Genomic DNA, 21,287 nt, shown 5'->3' on the forward strand with positions numbered 1-21,287 from the left:
ATCGATTAAGGGGCTGGCCTCGTCGCTTTTTCGCCTATGTGTGCATTAAAGAATTCAATCATCTTATTGATGACAAGTAAGCGACTTTGACCTTCAATCAAATGATGGTTTTCATCCTCTAGTTTTATGAGTTTAACTTCTTTGTCAGCCTTTTTAAGTGCGGAACGCATGACTTTCGATTGCTTGTAACTAACGATTTTATCGCGCTCCCCATGCATCAATAAAACTGGCGCAGTAAAATTTTGGGCGTGGAATGCCGGTGAAATTTCCTTTAAGGCATTTTTGTCCAACTCGTTATTTGCAATGTTACTTTCCCAGTAACTTACTGCCCAGTGGTGTTTTCCGTGCTGACTTTTTTCTTCTTTTAGCATTCGGGGTAAATCACTTACCCCAGCAATGGACACCACGCATTGATATATTTCGGGTGTAAAGGCTCCACCAGCAAGGGCTGCATAACCACCGTAGCTAGCGCCGGCTATGCAAACCCGCTTGGGATCAATAATGCCTTTTTGGGTAAGGTAAAGAACACCGTCTGTGATGTCGCTTTGCATTTTTTTGCCCCACTCGCCGTTACCCGCCAAATTAAAGCTGGCGCCAAAGCCTTCGGAGCCACGAAATTGGGGTTGCACAACAAGATAGCCTTGTGAAGCTATAGATTGAGCTAGCCAATCAAAGCCAATACGGTCGTAAGAGGCTGGCCCTCCATGTGGTAAAACTACGGCTGGTAAGTTTTTTAGGCTGCCGACTTTGCTTTTAGGAATAGTCAGTAATGTTGGGATCTCAAGCCCATCGGCTGCCTTGTAGGTCAGCGTGCCGATGGGGTTGATATCGCCTGGTTTTATATTTGGGCGTTGCGTGCCTAAAAAGCTGGGCTTATTTTTATCATCAAACAATATGTAATCGCCAGCATAATTGCTGCCCTCTACGCGGGTGATGAAGTGTTTCCAGTTGTTGCTGTGGCTGGTTAACCAAACAGAGTGCTCGGGGAATTTTTGCAGTGCATTTTGAATGCGCTCGTCGAGCTTCTTATCAAAAAAATGATAGCTGGGGGTAAAGCCTGAATAGCGTACGCCATAAGCAACTCTATTTACATCGGTGATTACACCTTCGATATCTTTATCATCTCTGCCAAGCCGGCTTGGCGTGATCTCCCCATCCGTTAGTGACATTAAATAGTAATCAGAGCGCCCAGTTTTGCTATTGTCTGCTAGCATTATTAGCGATTTGAAATCTGGTGTTGATCCGACCATGCTGATGCTAAGAATTGGCATTTCCTGCGAATAAATAACTTTCCAGCCCTTTTTTTCTGGGACGAGTACTTCATAGATATTACTTTTTTGGTCGTAACGCGTTTGAGCGATAACACGATCTTTATTGTCCATAAAATAATCGCGACTATCGTCATGCCCCTTCTCGATCACTTTAAGGCGCTTGGGTTTGTCAATTTCCACGCGAACTAAAGAATAGTTTGGCGAGTGATCGGTCTCGGACCTGCCGACATAAGCTGGCATGTAGGCATATTTCCGATTCTGCGATATGGATACGATGTCCCCAAGCCCTGTCTGACCTTTGTAAATTTTATGGCCGGGTGTTAACAGCTGTTCTATTTTTTGGTTTTTGATATCGATGGTAAATGCGGTGCTAACATTGTGAGTATCTTTAAAACCGTAAATCCTGCGGTACTGTGAGGCGACAATAACGAGTTTAGTTTCGCTGATAAAATAAGTGTAACTTGGGTTGATCTCCGAAATGTCAGTTGCAAGTAGCGTCTTTTTTTCACTGAGCGAGTAGACGACGAGGAGGTCTTTGTCAGCAGTGCTTTTTCGAAAAGCAATTTTTTTACCACTGGGCGAAATTTCCATCATGCTAGTGCTTGGCAGCAGGCCGTAGTCTTTGAGTGATGGCGCGCCGAATGCGGTTGTTGTAAATAGCAGTATAAAACTGGCAACAATGCACTGTCGCAAAAAAAGCAGCATAAAATGTCCTTATAGATTTGAAGGTGAAAAAGGGGGGCGGATATCTATCGCTACAGTAGTATTAAAACGTGATGTAGCGATAGGTTAAAAAATTACGCAATTTTTCCTGTGGTTCTTACGCGTTTGCTGCCTTTAACCACTGTTTTGGCCGCTGCGCGCTTGCGCTCTATGTTGGCATCAATCGCATTTTTTGCGGCAATGAGTAGTCCGGCAACAATAAATGCTCCAGGAGGGAGTACTGCAACCAAAAAGCTGGGGTAGTCCGCACCAAACAAGGGGATTGTTAAGTCGACGCCATCGCCAAGCAGCAGATGCATATCGGCAAATAAAGTACCTTGGCCCAAAATTTCTCGCACAGCGCCAATAACCACTAGTACGGCACCAAAGCCAAGCCCCATCATTAGGCCATCATATATTGAGGGGAGAATAGGGTTTTTACTGGCAAATGCATCGGCGCGGCCGAGGATGACGCAGTTAGTGACAATCAGTGGAATAAAAATGCCGAGTATTTGATAAAGCTCGTAGGTAAATGCCTGCATAAGTAATTCTGTGCAGGTAGTGAAGGCGGCAATAATCATTACGAAGGCGGGTAGCTTAATGGCATCGGTGACTGCATTACGGATAATTGAGACAGCCATGTTTGAGCCAACCAATACAAGCATGGTAGCAAGCCCTAAACCCAAAGCGTTAACGACCGAGCCTGACACAGCCAGCAAAGGGCATAGCCCGAGTAATTGGACTAGTGCGGGGTTATTGCTCCATAGCCCTGTACGAGTAATTTCTTTGTAGTCGACATTACTCACAGGTTAGCTCCTATTGTTTGCGATTGTTTAGCGGCATTGAGCCATTGTTCTTTGTGTTGGTTGTAAAGCTCTAAGGTGCGTTTTACCCGCTTTACAACTGCACGGGGGGTAATCGTCGCCCCTGTAAATTGGTCAAAATAACCGCCATCTTTTTTTACCGCCCACTGGGGTAGCGCAGGGTTAGAAAGCGATAAGTTGTCAAAGCTGCGAATCCACTGCGATTTTCGTAGGTCAATTTTATCGCCTAGCCCTGGGGTTTCTTTATGTGCGAGTACTCGTGTGCCAGCAAGCGTGCCATCAATATTAATCGCGACAATCAGTTTGATATCGCCGCTGTAACCATCTGGGGCAATGGCGGGCACCACAAAAGCAATAGGTTGGTGATTGGCTCGAGCAATATTGATCTCGACCAATGTACTAAACCCTAAGTCTTCGCTTTGTTTTTGCGATAGCGTGAGGGTGTCTGTAAGCATGTCATTATCGTGCCGGCTGGTAGGAATCATATCGATTAAAGCAGCAGAGGCGGCTTTGCGTTCTTCAGCGGCGATACGTGTTTTAGTGCTTTGAAAGGTTAAAGCGATAACCGCTGCCGTAGCCGCAGCGAAGGCGCCTAGAATTAAACTGTTTTTGGTAATGGATTGGCCAAGCATGACTAGGAGTTCTCTGTTCGGGTGGCACGCTTGGCTTTGGTGTGGCCGTAGGTACGCGGTAAGGTGTAGTAGTCAATAAAGGGCGCAGCAAAATTCATGAGTAAAACGGCAAATGCAACAGCGTCGGGGTAGTTGCCCCACGCGCGAATAATGTAAACCAAGGCTCCAATGCTAGCGCCATAGATAAGACGCCCTTTGTTACTGGTTGCAGACGAAACAGGGTCTGTGACGATGAAGAAAGCGCCGAGCATAGTCGCACCGGAAAACAAATGAAGAAGTGGTGACCCTCCACTTGAGGAACTTCCGCCATCGTAAAAAATAGCGGCAAATAGGCCGAGCGTCACTAGCATGGCTATAGGGGCATGCCAGGTAAATACTTTTCTAAATAATAAAAAGATGCCACCTAATAAAAAGGCGAGGTTAACCCACTCGTAGCCCGCGCCAGCAATAAAGCCGTGGCTGAAAACAGCTTCGTTTTGGTAAATGTCTTCGGCGGTCATGCCGTTACTTTGTTTGAATACGTCGAGCGGTGTGGCAGCGGTAAGCGCATCGAGGGGCGCTGCGCCTATAATCATTTGCCCTAGCGTGTGCAAGTCGAAAAGTGCGCCTTGGCTGGCGAGCGCCTCAGGTGCTAACCATAGCGTCATGTACTGTGGGAAGGATACTAGCAGTACAACATAGCCAACCATGGCTGGGTTAAATGGGTTATAGCCTAGGCCACCATACAAGTGCTTTGCAATAATAATACTGGCAACCATACCCACAGCAATTAACCACCAGCTGCTGCCTGGCGGCATAGCGACAGCAAGTAAAATGGCGGTGACTAAGGCGCTTAAATCTTTTAAGTAAAAGGCAATGGGGCGCCTGCGTAGTTTAAGAATAATCGCTTCAAACCCTAAGGCAAACGCGCTCGCAATAATAATATTAGAGAGCGTGCCAAGCCCAAACAGCCAAGTGAGCACAGCAACGCCAGGAAGGGTTGCCAAAAGCACATCGCGCATTACGCGCTGAGTGGTGTTGGGGTTGTGTGTATGGGGTGATGAAGCGCGCAAAAAAGCCATTCAAAAAGCCAAAGGTCGTTAAAAAGAAATAAAAACGAGGGCTTTCGCCCTCATCGAACTTACTTTTCCACTTGATGCATATGAACATCTTGTTGTGGGTAGGGAATGGAAACGCCATTCGCATCAAAAGTATTTTTAATGGCTTCAAGTAAAGCCCAGCGTGTTGGCCAGTAATCGCCCGAGGCAACCCAAGGGCGCACAACAAAGTTAACGCTGCTATCACCAAGCTCGTTAACTGCAACAACGGGAGCTGGGTCTTGTAAAACACGCTCGTCGGCATTTAATACTTCCAACATTAAGTCACGTGCTTTCTTCATGTCGTCGTCATAGCCAATACCGATAACTAAGTCAATGCGGCGTGTGGCGCGGGCAGAGTAGTTGGTGATTGTGCCGCCGTATATTTGGGCATTTGGAACGATAATCTCTTTGTTGTCGCCAGAGCGGAAAATAGTATTGAACACTTCAATTTTTTCCACAATTCCAGAAACACCACCGGCTTCTACGAAATCGCCAATTTTGAATGGCTTAAACAAAATTAACATAACGCCGGCAGCAAAGTTTGATAGCGAATCTTTTAATGCTAAACCAACTGCTAAACCGGCAGCACCTAATAGTGCGAGCAGTGAAGTTGTGTTAATACCCAGCTGTTCTACCGCAATTAAAATAACGACAAAGGTAAACGCAGTACCGAGAATTGCTGTTAAAAACCCGCGTAATACCGGGTCCATTTTGCGCAATTCCATGCCTTTATCAATTAACTTAACAATATGCGATGCAATCCATTTACCAACGATGTAGATGGCAATGGCGACTAAAACATTAATTAAAAACGGAACAACGCTATCTACCCACGTTCCGTCGGCAAAAAACTCATTAAATTTTTCTAACATATGCAACTCCTAAGTGATATCTGCTGCGTTGAATTAACGCCTCGATGTTTGCCTTTCCCCTGTCATTACGAACGTTGTAACCGTGTCGTTTTTATTGCGTTCCCTCTGATGTGGCTTCCTGCAGTTTTTGCTCCAGTTTTTCTACGCCAGCTGCAAATGCAGCGACATTTTCATCGTTTTCTTGCTCGGCTTTGGCTAAGCGGTCTTTCGCTTTGCTCAAGCGCTTTTCTAACGAAGCAATGCTGGCGGCCTTTTTTTCCGCTGGTGACATAGCGGCTGTGGCTTTTACCTTTTCTTTGGCGCGTTCAATCGCTGCGCTGGCGGCGTCTGTCGCGCTATCGTTGGCTGGGCCTGCAGCGGGCTGATCTTTAGCGGCTACTAAGGCTTGTTCAGCCTCTTTTATTTTAATCTGAAGTTTTTCTACGCCCTGTTTTAGTGCGCTTGCAGTGGGTTTGTCTTCACTGATGGCTTCATTGAGTTTTTCTTGCGCGGTTGTTAAGCGCTTGTTTAAAGACGCAAGATTTTTTTCTGCGAGCTCCACAGGGCTTGCTTGTATTTTAGCGATCGCAGCTTCAACTTTGGTTTGTGCTTGCTGTTGTGTTTGGTCAAAGCCTGCAAGTTTAGCTTCCGTATCTTTCAGTTTTATTTGCGTCTGCTTGAGTTGCGATGTAATTTTTTCGACACGTGCTTGGTCGTCGCTAAACTCTTTAATTTGCTCGTTAAAGCGTTCGATTCGGCCGTTAAGGCTTTCAACAGAGCGCACTAATCGCGCCTTTTCTTGCTCGGGGTTAACTTGCGCCTTTGCTGCGCTAGCGGCTTGCGAGATTAATGTCTCGGTTGGTGTTTCGTTGTTTGCTTCGGCGCTGGCTAATTTCGCTTTGTTTTTTTCGGCCGCAGCTTTACGTGCTTGGCGTTTGGCTTCTTTGGCTGCTTCTTCTTTTGCGATGCGAATTTGGCGCTGTTCAAAGCGTTCGCGCGCGCGATCGGACTTTTTCTTGTCTTCTTGGGCTTGGCGAATAGTGCCTTTAGCTGCGCGGTAATATTGCACTAATGGAATGGCGCTAGGGCAAACATAGGAGCAAGCGCCGCACTCAATGCAATCAAATAAATTATGGTTTTCGAGCTTGTCGTGTTCGTCTGCACGGGCGTACCAGTAGAGTTGCTGCGGTAGCAAGCCTGCTGGGCAGGCCTCGGCGCAATGGCCGCAACGAATGCAGGCTTGTTGCGGTGGCGCCTCGGGCATTTCTTGATGGCTGGGGGCCAAAATACAGTTGGTGGTTTTTATCACCGGTACACAGGTTTGCTCTAGCGCAAAGCCCATCATTGGGCCGCCCACAATAAGGCGAGCGCTGTCGCCTTGGTTAAATCCGTTTTGCGCCAATACGTGGTTCATTGGTGTGCCAATGCGCACGCGCATGTTGCGCTGAGTTTTTAATGCTTCACCCACGACAGTTGTAATGCGTTCAATTAGCGGCTCGCCAAAGCGTACAGCTCGCCAAGCTGCAACGGCGGTACCTACGTTTTGTACCACAATACCCAAGCTTGCCGGTATTTGGCCGGATCCAACTTCTTTGCCGGTTAAAATATAAATAAGCTGTTTTTCGCCACCCGATGGGTATTTAGTGGGGAAGCTTACAACTTCAATGGCAGTTCCTTTAGCGGCTTTTTGTAGTGCTTTAATGGCTTGTGGTTTGTTGTCTTCAACACCGATAAGTACTTGCTGTGGGTTGCCCAGCGTATGGGCCAAAAGGCGAGCCCCTAAAATGACTTCTTCGGCGTGATGTTGCATCAAGGCATCATCGGCAGTGATGTAGGGCTCGCACTCGGTGCCATTTAAAATAAGCGTATTTATTTGGGTATTGCTGCGTGGGTTTAATTTGACGGCCGACGGGAAGCCTGCGCCGCCCATGCCCACGATGCCGGCGTCGCGAATTTTTTCGATAATATTTGCGTGCGCTAAGGCAAAGGGGTCAATTGTTTCATCCAGCGTATGAGCTGTGTCGAGCCCATCGGCTTTAATCACAATGCAAGGGGCACTTAAGCCTGAGGGGTGAGCAATTAAGCGGTCTTCTATTGCGGTGACTTCCCCCGACGTTGGCGCGTGTAGGGCTGCACTAAAAATGCCTTCGGCATCGGCAATGCGCTGAAATTTTTGGACGCTGTCGCCAACCTTAACCAGTGGTGTTGATGCCGCCCCTATGTGCTGGTTTAGCGGCAATATATATTCATCGGCCAGCGTAGCTTTGGCAATGGGTAGCTGTAGTGATTGCGCTTTGTTTTCAGGCGGGTGTATGCCACCAGGGACTTCCCAAATTTTTCTCATGCGACAGCCTCCTTAGGGGCGGGGCGGTCGGTGGCAATAATATTGGTTTGCGGTTTATCCCATACCCACTGTTGCACGCCTTGTTCAACCGGTAATAGGTCAATGCAATCAACTGGGCAGGGTTCTACGCATAAATCGCAGCCAGTACATTCGCTCTCTATCACCGTGTGCATTTTCTTTTGGGCACCTAAGATGGCATCAACAGGACATGCCTGAATACACTTTGTACAACCTATGCAATCTTCTTCGCGAATAAAAGCCACTTGTTTAATTTCAGTGGCTTCGCCATGTTCTTCATCGAGTGAGGGGGCTTCTACGCCTAACAAATCGGCTAGGTTGTTAATTGTGCTTTGGCCACCTGGTGGGCAGTGGTTAATCGCTTCGCCGGCAACAATGGCTTGCGCGTAAGGGCGGCAACCTGGGTGCCCGCACTGGCCGCATTGTGTTTGCGGAAGTAGGGCATCGACTTGTTCGACCAGTGGGTCACCTTCGACTTTATATTTTACGGCCGCAAAACCCAATATGGCGCCAAAGACGAGTGATAGGGCGGCTAAGACTAACAGCGCCCCAAGGACAGGGTTATCAATAATCCAGTGCAACATTTTTATACCAGTCCTGCAAAACCCATAAAGGCCAAGGACATTAAGCCCGCTGTTATCATGCCGATGGCGGCGCCACGAAAATGAATGGGTACATCAGCGGCGGCCAAGCGTTCGCGCATAGCAGAAAATAAAATCAGAACTAACGAAAAGCCAACAGCCGCGCCAAAGCCATAAAGTGCCGATTGGCTAAAGGTGTGCACTTTGTTGGTGTTTTGTAAGGCAACGCCGAGCACCGCGCAGTTGGTGGTAATTAGCGGTAAAAAAACACCCAGCACGCGATATAGCAGCGGACTTGTTTTTTCAATAAACATTTTTGCAAACTGCACAACCGCTGCAATTACCAAAATAAAGCTGATTGTTTTTAAAAAGGTCAGCCCTAGTGGCGCAAGCACCCAAGAGTGCACCATGTAACTACAAATACTGGCCAGTGTGAGTACAAATGTTGTGGCTGCGGCCATGCCTATGGCTGTCTCGAGTTTATTGGAGACACCCATAAAAGGGCACAGACCGAGAAACTGGACAAGCACAAAGTTGTTGACCAGTACGGCGCCTACAAAAATGACAAAAAACTCGGTCATTACATTACTCGCATGCCAGGCTCTGCGCCTTCGTTGGGTTCTAGTATGAATAAATCTTTGCCGCCAGGACCTGCCGCCAACACCATGCCTTCGGACATTCCAAACTTCATTTTACGAGGTTTGAGGTTGGCGACCATCACGGTATTTTTGCCAATCAGTGTCTCTGGGTTGTAAGCGCTTTTAATGCCGGCAAAAACATTGCGGGCTTCGCCGATATCTAAGGTTAAGCGCAAGAGTTTGTCGGCGCCTTCGACGTGCTCGGCATTGACAATTTTGGCGACCCGCAAGTCTACTTTTGCGAAGTCGTTAAATTCGATTTCACTTGCAATGGGCTCTTTGGTTAACCACGGGTTGTCAGTGCTTGAGCTTTGCTTGGCTTCTGGCATGGATTCTACGCTGGCGTCGACCATGCCTTTTACGGCTTTGGGGTCTACGCGAGTCATTAATGGCGAGAAGGCATTAATCGTATGCTCGCCCAAATAACTGAGCGTTGTGCTCCAGTTGAGCTGAGTGCCTAAGAATGCTTCCGAGGCTTCAGCTGTTTTGGGTAGCACTGGCTTTAAGAAAGTAATCAGCGCTGTATAGCAATTAATGCCTAAGCTGCAGATGTCCATTACTTGCTGGGTATTAGCTGGGTCTTTGGCGAGAGTCCAAGGTGCAACTTCTGCAATATACTCGTTAGCGGCATCCGCTAGTGCCATAATTTCACGCATGGCTTTGCCAAACTCGCGGGCTTCGTAAAGCTCGGCAATCACGTTGTTGGCTTCGACAAACTTTTGCCACAGGGCAGGGTTGGGATTGTTGGCCGATAACACATTGCCGCCTTTATTGATGAACTTAGCGGTTCGGCTGGCGATGTTGACGACTTTACCGACAAGGTCGCTATTAACTCGCGTCACAAAATCATCAAGGTTTAGGTCTAGGTCGTCCACGCTACCGGTGAGCTTAGTGGCGTAGTAATAACGCAAGTACTCGGGGTTTAGGTGTTCGAGGTAAGTACTGGCCTTAATAAAAGTGCCGCGTGACTTGCTCATTTTTTTGCCATCTACGGTTAGAAAGCCGTGAGCAAAGACCTGTGTTGGGGTGCGCAGCTCGGCGGAATGCAACATGGCAGGCCAAAACAGTGCGTGAAAATTAATAATGTCTTTACCAATAAAGTGATACACCTCGGCGGTGCTATCTTTGGCCCAGTACTCGTTAAAATCTAAGCCATTTTTATCGCAGTAATTTTTGGCGCTGGCAATGTAGCCAATGGGGGCATCGAGCCAAACATAAAAGAATTTGCCAGGCTCACCGGGGATTTCAAATCCAAAATAAGGCGCATCACGGGAGATGTCCCATTCTTGCAAGCCAGCATCAAGCCACTCGGCCAGCTTATTGGCCACTTCAGGCTGTAAGTGACCCGCGCGGGTCCAGTCTTTTAAAAAGTCGCTAAATTCAGGCAGTTTAAAAAATAAGTGTTTGGAGGCTTTAGCTATGGGTGTAGCACCTGAAATAGCGGATTTTGCATCCAATAACTCCATAGGGGAGTAGGTGGCTGAGCACACTTCACAGTTGTCGCCATATTGGTCTGGCGCGTTGCACTTGGGGCATGTGCCTTTGATATAGCGGTCGGCTAGGAACAGTTGTTTTTCTGGGTCGAAGGCTTGGGTTATTTCGCGCTCGGCAATATGACCGTTGGCTTTCAACCGGTTGTAAATTTGCTCGGAAAGCTCTTTGTTTTCGGCAGAGTGTGTTGTGTAGTAGTTATCGAAACCGATGTTAAAGCCGGCAAAGTCGGCCTCGTGCTCTAGCTGAACGTTTTCGATTTGCTGCTCGGCGCTAATGCCGTTTTTTTCTGCGGTGAGCATAATCGCCGTGCCGTGGGCATCGTCGGCGCATACGTACACGCAATGGTGGCCGCGCTGTTTCTGGAAACGAACCCAAATATCAGTTTGGATGGTTTCCACCATATGCCCGAGGTGAATAGACCCATTGGCATAAGGAAGTGCACTGGTGACCAATATCTTGCGTGGTGTTGTACTCATAACGTCCTGAAGTCCTAACGGTTAAAGGCCTGCCCAAAGTAGGCGAAAGCTTTACACCCATGGCGCGTGCATAAGGCCGGTTTGCAGGCTAATACACGAGATTTTCTATCAATAATGATGTCTGGCTGGGTGGGGCGCTTAAAAAAGCGCGAAACTATACCATTTTCGCATCCTGAATGCATGAGTTGGCACGTAAAATTTCATTCTTAAAACCCTGATTTAACAGTGGTTTTTGATGGCTGTTCTATACTTGGATGCGAATCGTGGTGAAATTGAATGCAAGGCGTGTACGGCAGTAGCGGGGGCAGTAAATGGAGGCATCTCAAGAGCAGGTTATTGATGTGGTTTTATCTATTAGCGCGCGGGAGTATCTGTTGCTTTACAAGGGGGTTGCCCGCAATGTGTTGGCGACCGCGCGCGATGGTCGGCGGGTTCGCTTTCCTGCAAAAATACTCCAGCGCTTCGTTACTCGTGACGGTGTGCAAGGGCACTTTTCGATACACTTTAGTGAAGATGGCCACTTTTTAGGTATCGAAAAGCGGGCTTAACCGGAGGTTATTGGCTTGTCTTACTCGATTTTAACGCGTCTTCAATAAAGCGCTTTAAGGTTCGATCAAAGGCATGTTGGTTCATGACGCGGCTGGTCCTGTTTAGTTGATTGCCGCCGGCGCCTGCCATTACATTGCGCTTATCTTTAAACTCAGCCACTAACTTGCCTTGCTGCTCTAGCGTCAAGGTAAACTCGCCCGAGCCGTGCTCGTCTTTGGAGTAAAGATCTACCTGAACGCCTTTAAAGTCTGGCGCTGTAATTCGCATATTGTTGATGCTTACACTGGCGATAACGGCATTGGCATCACCGCTGTCGGCAATGGTCCAGCCTTGTTGGCTGAGTGTTTTTTCTACGCTGCGGGTGAGTACTTCGGTGTAACGCTGGTGTAGATCGTCGATGTCGGCCTTGGTGTGGTCGCGGCGCTGCTCCTTTTCCCAGTAAGACGAAAACTCAATAGCGACAGGCTTAACGACCACCGCTTGGGGCGAAAGTGCATTTGCATCAATGATGGTGGCAGTATCTAGCTTTACGGCACCGGCACAGCCTACGGCTGAGATAACCAACAAAAACGGTAGCAATATTTGCTGAGGGCGCGCGCAATATTTTCGTATTAAGTGCAGCATATTCGAATCCTTTTAGCAAAATGGGGCGGTGGAAGGTTTGGAATTTAATTCAGATCAAATAGCCCGGTTGTTTATTTAACGTTTTACTGACTATTTCGCGGGCGGCCATTGATTAAGTGCATTGTACCCCCACTTTTATGTCATTGCATTTGCAGGCGGCAATAGCGCTTAATTGCCCTTATTGTTCTGGCTGCGGCAGGTTAAAACGGCATTTTAAGAGGGTAGGTTTCATGCGAATAGATCGGTTAACCAATCAATTACAAATGGCATTGTCTGATGCGCAATCAATAGCCGTAGGGCGCGACCATGCCCATATGGATAGCGTGCATTTGTTGCAAGCTATGCTCGATCAGCAAGGCGGCGCGGTTCGGCCTTTATTATCGCAAGCGGGCTTTGATGTACCCGGTTTGCGTAATGCATTAACTAAAGCGCTTGAAGACTTACCCAAAATCAAAAATCCTACTGGCGACGTGCATATGTCGCCTGAGCTTGGTCGTTTGTTAAACTTGGCAGACAAAGAGGCGCAGCAAGCCGGGGATAAGTTTATTTCTAGCGAATCGGTTTTGTTAGCAGCAATGGGCGACAACAATATTGCGCTGGGCCGGTTATTTAAAAAGTTTGGCAACGAAAATAATTTAAAAGAAGCCATTAAAAAGGTACGCGGCGGCGAAAAAATTGAAGATGCCGATGCCGAAGGCAATCGTCAAGCCTTGGAGAAATACACAGTCGACCTTACTGCTAGAGCAGAAGCTGGCAAGCTAGACCCCGTTATTGGGCGCGACGATGAAATTCGTCGAACAGTGCAAGTGCTGCAGCGTCGCACGAAAAACAACCCTGTATTAATTGGTGAGCCTGGCGTTGGTAAAACGGCTATTGTTGAGGGCTTGGCACAGCGCATCGTCAACGGTGAAGTTCCCGAAGGGCTAAAGGGTAAGCGATTGCTGTCTTTAGATTTAGGTTCTTTATTGGCAGGCGCGAAATTTCGGGGCGAATTTGAAGAGCGTTTAAAAAACTTATTGAACGAGCTAGGCAAACAAGAAGGCCGCATCATCTTATTTATTGATGAACTGCATACCATGGTGGGTGCGGGTAAAGGTGACGGTGCTTTAGATGCCGGCAATATGTTAAAGCCAGCACTTGCGCGCGGCGAGTTGCATTGTGTTGGTGCTACCACGCTTGATGAATATCGCCAATACATTGAAAAGGACGCCGCTTTGGAACGCCGTTTTCAAAAGGTATTAGTGGATGAGCCTAGCGAAGAAGACACTATCGCAATTTTGCGTGGCCTAAAAGAGCGTTACGAGGTTCACCATGGGGTCGATATCTCGGATTCGGCCATTGTAGCGGCGGCGAAATTATCGCAGCGCTACATTACCGACAGGCAGTTACCTGATAAAGCGATTGATTTAATCGATGAGGCCGGTAGCCGTATTCGCATGGAAATCGACTCTAAGCCTGAAGTGATGGACCGCCTAGAACGGCGCTTAATCCAGCTGAAAATAGAGCGCGAAGCGGTCAAAAAAGATGACGACGAAGCGGCGCAAAAGCGATTGCGTAAAATTGATGAAGACATCAATACGGCCGAGCGTGAATACGCCGACTTTGATGAGGTTTGGCGGGCAGAAAAAGCCGCGCTACAAGGCTCGCAAGGGGTTAAAACACAATTGGAGCAAGCTCGTTTTGATTTAGAGGCTGCGCGCCGCGCCGGTGATTTGGGGCGCATGTCCGAATTGCAGTATGGCGTCATCCCCGAATTAGAAAAGCAATTGGATATGGCAAGCCAAGCCGAAATGCTCGATATGAAACTATTGCGTAACCGTGTAACGGATGAGGAAATTGCCGAAGTTGTTTCGAAGTGGACGGGTATTCCTGTTTCTAAAATGTTGGAAGGTGAGCGCGATAAATTATTGTCCATGGAAGATGCATTGCACGCGCGTGTGATTGGGCAAAATGAAGCGGTAGCCGCTGTTTCTGATGCTGTACGCCGTAGCCGGGCAGGTTTATCTGACCCGAATCGCCCCAATGGCTCATTTCTATTTTTAGGGCCAACAGGGGTGGGTAAAACGGAATTGTGTAAAGCCTTGGCTGAGTTTTTATTTGATACCACCGATTCCATTATCAGAATCGATATGTCGGAATTTATGGAGAAGCATTCAGTTGCACGTTTAGTTGGCGCCCCTCCTGGCTATGTGGGTTATGAGGAAGGTGGTTATTTAACAGAAGCTGTGCGCCGCAAACCGTATTCTGTGGTGTTGCTTGATGAAGTTGAAAAAGCGCACCCCGATGTTTTTAATATTTTGTTACAAGTATTGGACGACGGGCGTTTAACGGATGGCCATGGCCGAACCGTTGATTTTAAAAATACGGTAATTGTTATGACCTCTAATTTGGGCAGTGACAAAATTCAGGAACTAGCGAATAACAAGTCATTTGACGTTGTGAGCTTTGATGGTGAAATCGCTGAAAACGACGCCAATTCGCACCGCTACAATGCGATGCGCGATGCGGTGATGGAGGTTGTGAGCCAGCACTTTAGGCCAGAGTTTATTAACCGCGTTGATGAGGCTGTGGTTTTCCATCCATTAGGACGTTCGGATATTCGCTCGATAGCCACAATTCAGTTAGAACATTTACGTAAGCGCTTAGCTGAACGCGATTTAAGCCTGAATTTATCCGATGAAGTGATGGATAAGTTGGCGGCGGTAGGGTTTGATCCTGTGTATGGTGCTAGGCCACTGAAACGTGCAATTGTGCAAATGGTCGAGAACCCTCTGGCGCAGGCGGTACTGGCCGGCAGTTTTGCGCCAGGGGCAACCATCAGCGCTGTATTGGATGGCGATAAAGTCTCTTTTACCTAGTCGATACGGTGTTTGATTAAAAAAGCCGCCATTACAGACGTAATGGCGGCTTTTTCGTTTTATTGGCAAAGATGCTTAGCTATTTATTGGCAGCTTTCGGAAATCGCTTGTTTGGACTTTTGTATTTCTTGCTGAATTTGGTTTTCATCTAAATAGTAAAAACCGCCTTGGGCATCTTTCATTCGAATACGTGAACCGGATGATAACTGTTTTAAGCGGGCTTTTTCTTGGTCACAGCGTGCAGGGTCGGCCATTATTTGCTGGGTAGGTGCGAGTTCTTTTTCGATCGCAGTATCTGCAGCGCTGGTTTCTTCTTCGGTTGGCGTTCTGGCGTGGGTTTTAATTTTTTCGGCGGTATTGGTTTCTTGTGGTGGGCGTTCGGAAAAGTGGACGACGCCTTTATCGTCGACCCACTTGTAGTACTCTCCAGCCATGGCTGGTGTGGAAACCATAAAGCAACAAGTTAAAAGCAAGCAGCGATTAGCGCGTAAAGTATCAGCAATTTTCATAGATGGCCCTCGGTATCTAGCCGCATGGTAGCGGCTAGCCCTGTAAACAGGAGTGATTCACTTCAAAGCTTATATGAAAACTGCCTAACTTGGGTTACTTCTCGGCGGCTAGACCAACCAGTTGTTCTTTATTTAACCACTTGTCCAGTTGGATAAGGTCATCGGGGCCTAATGTACCCGCCGCTTGCTTAAGGCGTAGGCCTGTTAAAACATAGTCATACAGAGCTATTAAAAAGTTACGCTTGGCTTCGTAAACGCGACGTTGAGCATCCAGTACGTTAACCAGGTTGCGGGTACCCACGTCGTAGCCAGCTTTGGTTGCCTCGAGTGCGCTTTCGTTAGAAATAATAGCCTGTTGCCGTGCATGGACTGTTGCTACCCCGGTGTTTACCCGCTGATGCAAAGAGCGTGCAGTTTGCACCACACTGCGTTCGGTTTGATTGACTGTTTCTTGTGCGGCGATTTTTTCGTTAGCCGCTTGCTGGCGCTGCGCGGAGGTTCGGCCACCAGTAAAGAGGGGAAGCGAAAGTGTGACAGTGGCTGATGTGCCGCTAGAGTCGCCGGCATCGCTGGGCAAATCGCCATCGTCAGTGATGTCGCTATAACCCAGGCGGGCACTGACGGTGGGCAAATGACCGCTGCGGGCAATTTTATAGCTGGACTCAGCAATTTCAGAGCGTTGTTTGGCGCTCAATAGCTCTAGATTGGCCTCTTTTGCCATTGTTACCCATTCAGCTCTGTTAGCTGGAGCTGGTGGTGTAACAGGAAAGTTATTTTTAAGTGGCGCTACACTTTTGTGGGGCGTGCCCGTGAGTACTTGCAGGGCTTCAAACGCGATGACAAGAGCACCTTCACTGATAAGGCGGTTAGCTGTGGCTGAGTCAAACTCGGCTTGAGCCTCGTGAACTTCCGTAATAGCGGTTAGGCCAACCTCAAAGCGTTGCTTTGTTTGTTCTAGGCTGTGGGATAGGGCTTCTTCTTCGGCTTTTGCTGTTTCTAGGTCGTCCACCGCTTTTAAGCTGTCGAAGTAAGCTTCGGCGGTGCGCAAAATAAGATTTTGTTCTTCAATGTTAAATGCAATTTCACTCAAATTTGCGCTTTTTTTGCCGCGCTTATATTCATACCAAGCCGCAGCATTAAATAAAGGTTGGTTTAACTCGGCGGCAAGTGTTGTTCTATTGGTAGAGCTATCAAAATCGAAAGCTTGGTAGTTCGGGTCGGCAGACGTGCCTACATTACTTACGCTATTACCCGATGCGTCGCTTTGGTTGTAACTACCTGAGGCAGCAATTTGGGGTAGCAAGCCTGCGCGGCTAATGTCTTTGGATAAGCGCCCAACTTCAAGGTTGGCTTGCGCAACTTTGTATTGCGCGTCATTTTTAAGGGCTAAATCGTATATTTCTGCAAGCGATTCAGCGTTACTCATCAACGGAGACATAAGCCCGCTGGCGGCGATAGCAATAGCGAGCTTTATGGGTGCGAAAGGCTTTAGAGACATTGAGCGATCCTTTTAAGTGTCAAGTTTCCCCGTTGGGGCACACGGTTATCAAGTTAGGTTGCGGCCTTGAATATTTGGCTGCGGATTTAGTTTGAGTAGCAGTATTCAGCTTCAATTTTAGCCGGTTACTATACCTTCGCTATGCGTACGTATCTACCGATGCGCCAAGGTTTAATGCTGGCTGGGCAACGGTAGCAAAAGCGGCGAGCGGCGAACGAGCTGGTAGGACTGTTTTGGCGCCCAAAAGTTGCTCACTTTCTTTTATTGGGCGCGCTTCAATAATACGCTCTGGTGGCGATTGGGATGAGTGTGTTGTGCTGTTACGTGTTTGTGCTTGCTCTACACTCTGGGCGGTATTTGAGGTATTCGTTTTCTCGCCTTCAATTACAACAGGACGGCGAGCCTCTTTGTGGCCAGACAAAGGCTGAAACGGAACAAAATGATGGTTATTAATTGAATAGCTCATGGCGAAACCGGCCGATTACATCAACCCTAAAGTATAGTCGATTCGCATTGTACGGCTAATAGTCAATAAGGCCAATAGCCAGCCTGTAGACTCGGAAAGCGCTGATATTGATCGCGCAGTTGCCCGCTATTGCCTACAATAAATAGCATTTGTTAATTATTCTGTGGGGTATTACATGGTGATCAATTCTCGTTTTGCGCGCTTTTTGTGCATTGGCTTCGCATGTTTAGCGGCTCCTGTCGTGGCCGTTGAGCCAGCAACGACGAGCCCTTACCAAGTCGAAGTGCTTACCAAGTGTCCCGCGCAAGCCTCAGGTGGCGAAGATTTTGTGCTTTTTGATGGTCAAACAAACTTGCTTGCGGGCTGGAGTCACGCGACTAAAAGCCCAGAGTTTGCAGCACTAACTTACCCGCCGGAGGCTTATCGCGTCGATGCAAGTGCTTGGGTGGCATCGCAAGAATGCAGTGGCGAGAAAGTCTTTCAAACGATACTTGTGAAAAAGCTGGGCACTTGGCAGGGCAGTCATACCAATGGTATTGAACCACTATTTGATCGCGCCAATATTCGATTTGAAGATGTAGAGTCTGTAGTGCTTGAACTGAAATTGGTTGGCGAAAAGACGCGGCTTGTAGATCGTAAAGCCTATTATCAACACTTCGGGGCAGTCGCTAAACCAGAACAATTAGATACTATCGATCGTCAGCAGTATAACTTTGGTATCACATTGTTTGGTGCCAATTTTCAAGACCAAAGTATTGCAACGTTAAACAGCCAAACGCTGATTACTTTCGACCCTGATACCCAGCAAGACCAGTGGCTGCGAGTGACACTACCTGTTGCGGCTATGCAAAGCTATCTAGAGCAACATTATTCGCCCACGCCAGTTCTATTGGCGCAGCACGCAGCACAACAGGTTATGGGCCTGCGTATTAACCCAGAGACAGTGTCGGGCAAAGTGGTACGGCATATTAATGGTAAGCCTTGGGAAACTAAGGCGCCACCAGAGCTGTTCAAGGAAATGGCCATTCAGTTTCGCCGCGTTGCACTGGTACTAAAAAGTAGCGCGGCTGAAGAAACGAGTGGTTTGCGGTAAGCGTTAACTATGCGGCGCGCTTGGCGCCGCAGGCAGCAATTACAATGGGTTGCAGCCCTGTGCGGCTAATGCCACATTGGCGGTTGCTTTTATGGTATCAAAGTAACTTGCGCCGCTACCACCGGTATAGGGTACGCCAAGTGAGCTAGACAGTTGCTTGGCAGCATCAATAGAGATTTTATCGCGGTCGTAAGCCTGGAAGGTATTGTATATCTCCCCGCAGCTTAGCGCGCCAAGCCCTTTTTGTGATGCGCCAACTACTGCGCTGGTGGTTTCGCAGCTGGCCAGTAATGCTGCCGCAAGGCTAAGCGCACTGGCGAGTATTGCGCCGCGAATTAAACGGTTAGCTTTAGTCATTCGGTTGTGCTCCTAAAAATCATAAATAATTACCCACCTGAAAGCGGTGCAAATGAAAGGTGTGAGCATTACATAAAATGCTGAAAATGGCACCCATTGTGAGCGACTTTACCACTCGCGAATCTATCCCCAGCAAAGCCCTCAAATAACGGTATAATCGCCGCCCTTTTGCCTAGAACCGCAGTTTTCTATGTTTTTTGTTCGCGAGCGATTGCATTTTTTCCGGCCGCTAACCACCAAGTATCGTCAGCAGGTGTTGGAATGCTTGTGCCTGCTGCACGAGCGCTTATACGGTGCAACAGCCGAGTACGGGCAATCGCTAGGGCGCGATCAAGTATTAGATGTGTTTGAGGAGGCCTTAGCTCGCGCTCCCGTGCTAGAGGCTATGGCGTCTGAGGGTTCTAGCCTTGGCGATGTTGAGCTAGAGCCAATAGAGCAACGCTTTAAAAACCATCGCGAGCACGCAGGCTGGGTGCTCAAATTACTGCTTGAGCACGGCTGGTTGGAGCGTCAAGTGGATGCCGCGACTTTGCAATCGAGCTACCCCTTGTCGCGTGCCGGTCGGTTATTCATTGCCCCGATGGTTGAAATGGGGTCGCGCCGCGTGCGTACGCGTCACCGCAATACGCGCAATACCCTCAATGCGCTAGAGGCATTTGCGAGTCGGGGAGAAATTCATGATTTGCTCGATGCTTTTGAATATTCCGAGCGGATTATTACAGACTTCACCGACATTATTAGTGAGCTAGAAGAGCGCAAGCGTGAATTGGTCCAAGAGGTTGAATCGCAGCGCATTGTGCAGCAAGCGACAGAGCAGTTTTTTGAGTTTATGGAAAAGCGCTTCCAGCCGGATGTATCCGTGCGCCTGTCCGCTGATAGCGTGGAAAAACATCGAGATCGCGTATTTAAAGCGATAACGCGCATTCGCCGCAAAGATAAAGTGTTTAAACAAACAGCCGAGCGACGCCTTCGCGAGCTGGCTCCCGAGTTAATTCACGATACACGCCAATCGGCGCTGTGGTATGTGCTTGATACGATAGATCAGCGGATGCGCCGTGCGGCCGATACCATGCTGCCAGCATTGCGTTCAGCGCTAGCTGGGTTTACTAAACGCGCCGATATTATTATTCGGCAACTGAGCTATTTGGCCAATAGTGCGCGCGACCCTTGGTTGGAAGCTTGCGATAACCTGCGCAAATTACCCCCTCAAGAGGCCGAGCAACGGCTCACGCAACTGGGCGAATATTTATCGGGTGTGAATGTCCGTTTAGTCGATCCAGCGCAAGTACGTTTATCAACACGCAAGAGCGCGACTACCGTGATGAGTGCACTAGAGGATGAGCGACCGTTAGATCCGCAAGCGCAAAAAGAATTATTGATTCAGCAAATGTTAGATCAAGCGTTTGTCATTAACGATAACCGCCAGCAGCATTATTTGCGCACACATATTGAGTCGGCATTGCGCAATGACCAATCCATTGCGACACGTGATTTACCCATCGACAATGCGAGTGATTTATTAGCGGTTGCGCATGCCATTGAGTCTGCATCGCGGCAGGCGCCTGATGCTAATTATCGCTTTAGAGTTAAATACCTTAATCGGCAATACCAAAATAATTTTTTTAGTACAGCGGATGATTTCGAATTGTCGCTGAGCTACGAAGCGGATGCGCCTATTGGCGCAGACGAGAATACCTTATCGGAGCAAGTGGATGATCAGTGATTTTTTACGTGGCCCATTAGCGGAAAAAGGCGTTGCGAACGATGAGTTTTCCGAGCTTGTGATTAGGCTACTAGACTACGGCGTTTTATGTCGTGACGAAAACAATATTGAGCAGCGCTTGTACGATCGTTATTTGCGTATCGAAGCTTTAGTAACAGATTTTATTGCGTTATTGGGTATGCGCATCGAGCATAATGCGCGCTTTGGTTTTATTCGAATATACCCGCCAGGGGCGCAAGTGCCCAGCCTGCCGGATGACGAACATGCCCCTTTTAATAGTGGTTTTCGCCAACGTTTAAATCAGTTTGAAGCTGCGCTTGCGATTATTCTTAGGGTTGAATACGGCAAGCAATTACGCGAGGGCAAGGTAGACGAGCAGGGTGCGGTACTGGCCAATATGGAAGCAATAGCCATTGCCTTTCATAATTTATTGAAAAAAAGCTTGCCTGAAAACATTACGGAAAGACGCAATTTATTCCGTAAATTACGGCAGCTGCGCGTGTTGCATTATCAAAGTGAAGATGATCTCGATAGCCTTGAAGGCTGGATCAAAATTCGCCCTCTTATTATGGGGTTTGTGGGGGACGCCGCGCTCGATGCTTTGGAAGCGCGCGTTGAAGAGGAAGTGGTTCAAGAGTCTGTATTTGATCAACAGACTTAAACTACAACGGTTAACGTTTACAACACCGCACTACGCGTA

General features: G+C 48.1%; 19 protein-coding genes. 5 read left to right on the forward strand and 14 right to left on the reverse strand.

All coding sequences use genetic code 11. The annotated features are described in order from the left end of the window. Nucleotides 1-5 precede the first annotated feature (5 nt). The 9 genes from MARGE09_RS11450 to metG form a co-directional block, all read right to left on the reverse strand. Nucleotides 6-1,976 carry an alpha/beta hydrolase family protein gene (locus MARGE09_RS11450; RefSeq protein ID WP_236982033.1) on the reverse strand — a complete coding sequence of 657 codons (1,971 nt, stop codon included), beginning with the start codon at nucleotides 1,974-1,976 and terminating at the stop codon, nucleotides 6-8. Nucleotides 1,977-2,068: 92 nt separating this feature from the next. Beyond that, entirely contained in the window at nucleotides 2,069-2,779 is a 711-nt protein-coding gene (locus MARGE09_RS11455; protein WP_236982034.1) for an electron transport complex subunit E, read from the reverse strand. Next, the gene (gene rsxG / locus MARGE09_RS11460; RefSeq protein WP_236982035.1) at nucleotides 2,776-3,429 is read right to left on the reverse strand and encodes an electron transport complex subunit RsxG; all 654 of its coding nucleotides are present in this window, start codon (nucleotides 3,427-3,429) and stop codon (nucleotides 2,776-2,778) included. The genes MARGE09_RS11455 and rsxG overlap by 4 nt, the downstream gene beginning before the upstream one ends. A 2-nt stretch (nucleotides 3,430-3,431) precedes the next feature. Further along, nucleotides 3,432-4,490, reverse strand: coding sequence for an electron transport complex subunit RsxD (gene rsxD, locus MARGE09_RS11465; protein ID WP_236982036.1), 1,059 nt, complete (start codon nucleotides 4,488-4,490; stop codon nucleotides 3,432-3,434). Nucleotides 4,491-4,549: 59 nt separating this feature from the next. Continuing rightward, nucleotides 4,550-5,380: a mechanosensitive ion channel family protein gene (locus MARGE09_RS11470; protein ID WP_236982037.1), complete on the reverse strand. Its 831-nt coding sequence runs from the start codon at nucleotides 5,378-5,380 to the stop codon at nucleotides 4,550-4,552. A 91-nt stretch (nucleotides 5,381-5,471) separates the two neighbouring features. Next, nucleotides 5,472-7,703, reverse strand: coding sequence for an electron transport complex subunit RsxC (gene rsxC, locus MARGE09_RS11475; RefSeq protein WP_236982038.1), 2,232 nt, complete (start codon nucleotides 7,701-7,703; stop codon nucleotides 5,472-5,474). Continuing rightward, entirely contained in the window at nucleotides 7,700-8,305 is a 606-nt protein-coding gene (gene rsxB, locus MARGE09_RS11480) for an electron transport complex subunit RsxB (RefSeq protein WP_236982040.1), read from the reverse strand. Before rsxB ends, rsxC begins: the two co-directional genes overlap by 4 nt. 2 nt (nucleotides 8,306-8,307) lie before the next feature. Beyond that, nucleotides 8,308-8,883 carry an electron transport complex subunit RsxA gene (gene rsxA, locus MARGE09_RS11485; RefSeq protein WP_236982042.1) on the reverse strand — a complete coding sequence of 192 codons (576 nt, stop codon included), beginning with the start codon at nucleotides 8,881-8,883 and terminating at the stop codon, nucleotides 8,308-8,310. Continuing rightward, complete coding sequence (metG, locus tag MARGE09_RS11490; RefSeq protein WP_236982044.1) at nucleotides 8,883-10,910, reverse strand: methionine--tRNA ligase; 2,028 nt, start codon at nucleotides 10,908-10,910, stop codon at nucleotides 8,883-8,885. The genes rsxA and metG overlap by 1 nt, the downstream gene beginning before the upstream one ends. A 311-nt stretch (nucleotides 10,911-11,221) precedes the next feature. Between metG and MARGE09_RS11495 the strand changes: the two genes are divergently transcribed. Beyond that, complete coding sequence (locus MARGE09_RS11495) at nucleotides 11,222-11,458, forward strand: DUF2835 domain-containing protein (RefSeq protein ID WP_236982046.1); 237 nt, start codon at nucleotides 11,222-11,224, stop codon at nucleotides 11,456-11,458. Nucleotides 11,459-11,465: 7 nt separating this feature from the next. Here the strand turns inward: MARGE09_RS11495 and MARGE09_RS11500 are convergent, their stop codons facing one another. Further along, nucleotides 11,466-12,083: a hypothetical protein gene (locus MARGE09_RS11500; RefSeq protein ID WP_236982048.1), complete on the reverse strand. Its 618-nt coding sequence runs from the start codon at nucleotides 12,081-12,083 to the stop codon at nucleotides 11,466-11,468. Nucleotides 12,084-12,313: 230 nt separating this feature from the next. On the opposite strand from MARGE09_RS11500, the gene clpB reads away from it, so the two are divergent. After that, nucleotides 12,314-14,941 carry an ATP-dependent chaperone ClpB gene (gene clpB / locus MARGE09_RS11505; protein WP_236982050.1) on the forward strand — a complete coding sequence of 876 codons (2,628 nt, stop codon included), beginning with the start codon at nucleotides 12,314-12,316 and terminating at the stop codon, nucleotides 14,939-14,941. Between the two features lie 83 nt (nucleotides 14,942-15,024). On the opposite strand, the gene MARGE09_RS11510 is transcribed toward clpB, so the two are convergent. The 3 genes from MARGE09_RS11510 to MARGE09_RS11520 form a co-directional block, all read right to left on the reverse strand. After that, entirely contained in the window at nucleotides 15,025-15,450 is a 426-nt protein-coding gene (locus tag MARGE09_RS11510) for a DUF4124 domain-containing protein (RefSeq protein WP_236982052.1), read from the reverse strand. A gap of 94 nt (nucleotides 15,451-15,544) precedes the next feature. Further along, nucleotides 15,545-16,948, reverse strand: a complete 1,404-nt coding sequence (locus MARGE09_RS11515) for a TolC family outer membrane protein (protein ID WP_236982054.1) — start codon at nucleotides 16,946-16,948, stop codon at nucleotides 15,545-15,547. Nucleotides 16,949-17,087: 139 nt separating this feature from the next. Beyond that, nucleotides 17,088-17,414, reverse strand: a complete 327-nt coding sequence (locus MARGE09_RS11520; protein WP_236982055.1) for a hypothetical protein — start codon at nucleotides 17,412-17,414, stop codon at nucleotides 17,088-17,090. 175 nt (nucleotides 17,415-17,589) lie between these two features. Between MARGE09_RS11520 and MARGE09_RS11525 the strand changes: the two genes are divergently transcribed. Further along, nucleotides 17,590-18,507, forward strand: a complete 918-nt coding sequence (locus MARGE09_RS11525; protein ID WP_236982056.1) for a hypothetical protein — start codon at nucleotides 17,590-17,592, stop codon at nucleotides 18,505-18,507. A 39-nt stretch (nucleotides 18,508-18,546) separates the two neighbouring features. On the opposite strand, the gene MARGE09_RS11530 is transcribed toward MARGE09_RS11525, so the two are convergent. Beyond that, nucleotides 18,547-18,864 carry a hypothetical protein gene (locus MARGE09_RS11530; RefSeq protein WP_236982057.1) on the reverse strand — a complete coding sequence of 106 codons (318 nt, stop codon included), beginning with the start codon at nucleotides 18,862-18,864 and terminating at the stop codon, nucleotides 18,547-18,549. A gap of 190 nt (nucleotides 18,865-19,054) precedes the next feature. Here MARGE09_RS11530 and MARGE09_RS11535 point away from each other — a divergent pair, with 190 nt between their 5' ends. Together MARGE09_RS11535 and MARGE09_RS11540 are read left to right on the forward strand one after the other, a co-directional pair. Continuing rightward, nucleotides 19,055-20,587, forward strand: coding sequence for a Wadjet anti-phage system protein JetA family protein (locus tag MARGE09_RS11535; protein WP_236982058.1), 1,533 nt, complete (start codon nucleotides 19,055-19,057; stop codon nucleotides 20,585-20,587). Beyond that, complete coding sequence (locus MARGE09_RS11540) at nucleotides 20,577-21,248, forward strand: DUF4194 domain-containing protein (RefSeq protein ID WP_236982059.1); 672 nt, start codon at nucleotides 20,577-20,579, stop codon at nucleotides 21,246-21,248. Before MARGE09_RS11535 ends, MARGE09_RS11540 begins: the two co-directional genes overlap by 11 nt. The last annotated feature ends 39 nt before the right edge of the window (nucleotides 21,249-21,287 follow it).

The organism is Marinagarivorans cellulosilyticus, from assembly GCF_021655555.1.
GTDB lineage: Bacteria > Pseudomonadota > Gammaproteobacteria > Pseudomonadales > Cellvibrionaceae > Marinagarivorans > Marinagarivorans cellulosilyticus.

Bases quoted from the DNA above. Each gene is read 5' to 3' on its own strand.
- MARGE09_RS11450 (WP_236982033.1), bottom strand. From the start codon at position 1,976: ATGCTGCTTTTTTTGCGACAGTGCATTGTTGCCAGTTTTATACTGCTA.
- rsxG (WP_236982035.1), bottom strand. From the start codon at position 3,429: ATGCTTGGCCAATCCATTACCAAAAACAGTTTAATTCTAGGCGCCTTC.
- rsxD (WP_236982036.1), bottom strand. From the start codon at position 4,490: ATGGCTTTTTTGCGCGCTTCATCACCCCATACACACAACCCCAACACC.
- MARGE09_RS11470 (WP_236982037.1), bottom strand. From the start codon at position 5,380: ATGTTAGAAAAATTTAATGAGTTTTTTGCCGACGGAACGTGGGTAGAT.
- rsxC (WP_236982038.1), bottom strand. From the start codon at position 7,703: ATGAGAAAAATTTGGGAAGTCCCTGGTGGCATACACCCGCCTGAAAAC.
- rsxB (WP_236982040.1), bottom strand. From the start codon at position 8,305: ATGTTGCACTGGATTATTGATAACCCTGTCCTTGGGGCGCTGTTAGTC.
- rsxA (WP_236982042.1), bottom strand. From the start codon at position 8,883: ATGACCGAGTTTTTTGTCATTTTTGTAGGCGCCGTACTGGTCAACAAC.
- metG (WP_236982044.1), bottom strand. From the start codon at position 10,910: ATGAGTACAACACCACGCAAGATATTGGTCACCAGTGCACTTCCTTAT.
- MARGE09_RS11495 (WP_236982046.1), top strand. From the start codon at position 11,222: ATGGAGGCATCTCAAGAGCAGGTTATTGATGTGGTTTTATCTATTAGC.
- MARGE09_RS11500 (WP_236982048.1), bottom strand. From the start codon at position 12,083: ATGCTGCACTTAATACGAAAATATTGCGCGCGCCCTCAGCAAATATTG.
- clpB (WP_236982050.1), top strand. From the start codon at position 12,314: ATGCGAATAGATCGGTTAACCAATCAATTACAAATGGCATTGTCTGAT.
- MARGE09_RS11510 (WP_236982052.1), bottom strand. From the start codon at position 15,450: ATGAAAATTGCTGATACTTTACGCGCTAATCGCTGCTTGCTTTTAACT.
- MARGE09_RS11515 (WP_236982054.1), bottom strand. From the start codon at position 16,948: ATGTCTCTAAAGCCTTTCGCACCCATAAAGCTCGCTATTGCTATCGCC.
- MARGE09_RS11520 (WP_236982055.1), bottom strand. From the start codon at position 17,414: ATGAGCTATTCAATTAATAACCATCATTTTGTTCCGTTTCAGCCTTTG.
- MARGE09_RS11525 (WP_236982056.1), top strand. From the start codon at position 17,590: ATGGTGATCAATTCTCGTTTTGCGCGCTTTTTGTGCATTGGCTTCGCA.
- MARGE09_RS11530 (WP_236982057.1), bottom strand. From the start codon at position 18,864: ATGACTAAAGCTAACCGTTTAATTCGCGGCGCAATACTCGCCAGTGCG.
- MARGE09_RS11535 (WP_236982058.1), top strand. From the start codon at position 19,055: ATGTTTTTTGTTCGCGAGCGATTGCATTTTTTCCGGCCGCTAACCACC.
- MARGE09_RS11540 (WP_236982059.1), top strand. From the start codon at position 20,577: ATGATCAGTGATTTTTTACGTGGCCCATTAGCGGAAAAAGGCGTTGCG.